We start from the raw sequence: 2,590 nt of genomic DNA, 5'->3' as shown, positions 1-2,590 counted from the left end.
CTTGCTTGATTTTTTCGAATACAACGGGCATGTCATCTAAATATATATTTGGGTCTTCTATTCCGAGCATTTTTTTAATACAATGAGTATGGGCCATGTGAGTCCTCCTGTTGTTTTGTGTGGTAACTAAATTATAGGGGTTCACTGGCCTTTTTGCATTTAAAAACAAAAATGGTGCCAGTGAATCAAAATGATTCACCAACACCAAATATTATAGAGCCTAAAAGAATAATAACTTAAAAGGAGTTAGAGAAATCTAGCTCCTTTTTTCTATTATAAAAAAGAACGTTCGTTCCCTTTTGGAAATTGTTTTTCCACTTCATTTAGAGTACAATAAGAAGGCACGAGAGCAGTTGCTCTCAATCCAGTATAAAAAAGGATGAAGATGTTTATGGAAGAAATACTCCAAGACCGTATACCTCCGCACAGTATCGAAGCAGAACAGTCTGTTTTGGGTTCTATTTTTCTTGATCCTGAAACGGTCGTCAATGTGCTGGAATACCTCGATGCGGTTGACTTCTATCGAAAGAACCACCAAATTATTTTCGATGCAGTTGTGCAATTGTACAATCGCAATGAAGCAATCGACGTAATCACGGTAACCAATGAATTAGAGAGCAAGAATCAACTTGAAAATGTAGGCGGAATGGAGTACTTAGCAGAGATAGCTACTATTGTTCCTACTGCTGCCAACGTTGAATTTTATGCCAAAATTGTTGAAGAGAAATCTATTTTAAGAAATTTAATCCGATCAGCAACTAGTATCGTAAAACAAGGATATGAAGAATCTGATGCGTTAGCAGTTATTTTAGATAGTGCAGAACAAAATATTCTACAAGTATCTGAGCGTAGAAACCGTTCAGGATTTATTCGGATTTCTGATGTTATTAATACTTCTTTGCAAAATATCGAATCCTTATCCCAACAAACGAGTGATGTAACAGGTATTCCAACGGGTTACATAGCATTGGATAAAATGACTGCTGGTCTACAGCAAGAAGAATTAATCATTCTAGCTGCTCGGCCAGCTGTAGGGAAAACGGCTTTTGCCCTAAATATTGCTCAGAACGTTGCGACAAAAGCAGATCAAGTAGTGGCTATTTTCAGTTTGGAGATGGGAGCAGAGTCTCTTGTAAACCGGATGTTGTGTGCAGAGGGAAATATTGACGCAGGACACTTGCGAACGGGACAGATGTCAGAAGAAGAGTGGTCAAATTTGATTATGGCTATGGCAACGTTAGGCCAATCAAAAATCTTTATTGATGACACTCCAGGAATTCGTATTGCGGAGATTAGAGCTAAGAGCCGTCGTTTAAAACAGGAACAAGGAAACTTAGGGTTGATCGTTATCGATTACCTTCAATTAATTGAGGGTAATAACCGAGAAAGTAGACAACAAGAAGTATCTGATATTTCACGTCAATTGAAGAAACTAGCCAAAGAGCTAAAAGTGCCCGTCATTGCATTATCTCAATTATCCCGGGGAGTTGAACAAAGACAAGACAAACGCCCTGTATTGAGTGATATTCGGGAGTCTGGGTCAATTGAACAAGATGCTGATATCGTAGCTTTCCTTTACCGGGAAGATTACTATGAACGAGAAGGGTCAGAAGAACAAAGCGAACCAGAATTTGAGAATAACATTGTTGAAGTGATTATAGAGAAGAACCGGAGCGGAGCACGAGGTACAGTGAAGCTGCTCTTTAAAAAGGAATTTAATAAGTTCTCATCTATGTCCTATATACCAGAACCGAATTAGTTATAAAGAAAGGAGTAGAGATTTCTATTCCTTTTTTTATAAAAAACTCTTGCACTTCATAAAAGATAGGAGTAAAATAGTTTTTGTTCTCATAAAAAGACATGGGTTATTAGCTCAGTTGGTAGAGCAGCTGACTCTTAATCAGCGGGTCGAGGGTTCGAGCCCCCCATAACCCATATAGTAAAGCCTTGGCAACATCGACTTCTCAGTCGGTAGTGCTGAGGCTTTTTTTCTTTGGTGGCAGAATTTTTGTTAGAGCCAACAAGAACTTGATCCACCAATAAATGAATCGAAGGATAGATGGTCTTTCAAATAAGTACATTTAACAAAAAATGAAGATGTATAAATAAACGAATTCTTCTTTTTTTAGGATGATACAGCTCTTCAACCTATACTTGGAGTTGAATTCTAGGGAAACATATAGAAGTAATTCAGGTTTTTATAGAATAATAAAGGGCTTCTAAAATAGTTTCTTCTATATAATGAACCAAGTTCCTCCTCTAGTTTATTATTTAGTCAATATTTGAAAAGCTAGATTGCTTGACCTTTCCTGAAACAGGTGATATTATAACAAAGCTGCCTCTTACGAAGCAGAAACGTCATAAAAAATGTTTTTGGAAAAACTAAAAAAACTGTTGACGAATTAGTGAGAAGATGTTATTATTAAATAGTTGTCGCTCAACAAAAAGACAACGGATTGACCTTTGAAAACTGAACAAAGAATGAACGAACCAAACGTGCAGGGCATCCTTATGGATGCACACAATTAAGTCGGCACTTGTGCCGCAAAACATCAAGTCAGCAAAAAAAGAGCTATTCTGCTCATCATGT

The 2,590-nt window shown here is 37.2% G+C and carries 1 protein-coding gene and 1 tRNA gene; both read left to right on the top strand.

The genetic code is table 11. The annotated features are described in order from the left end of the window. Nucleotides 1-391 precede the first annotated feature (391 nt). The gene (gene dnaB, locus PVE40_RS12585) at nt 392-1,759 is read left to right on the top strand and encodes a replicative DNA helicase (protein ID WP_274732278.1); all 1,368 of its coding nucleotides are present in this window, start codon (nt 392-394) and stop codon (nt 1,757-1,759) included. Nucleotides 1,760-1,862: 103 nt separating this feature from the next. Next, nucleotides 1,863-1,935, top strand: a tRNA-Lys gene (locus PVE40_RS12580). The last annotated feature ends 655 nt before the right edge of the window (nt 1,936-2,590 follow it).

The organism is Jeotgalibaca caeni (assembly GCF_028863945.1).
Taxonomy (GTDB): domain Bacteria; phylum Bacillota; class Bacilli; order Lactobacillales; family Aerococcaceae; genus Jeotgalibaca; species Jeotgalibaca caeni.
The sequence above is the reverse complement of the archived record's forward strand: the minus strand, read 5'-3'. Positions and strand labels throughout refer to the sequence as shown.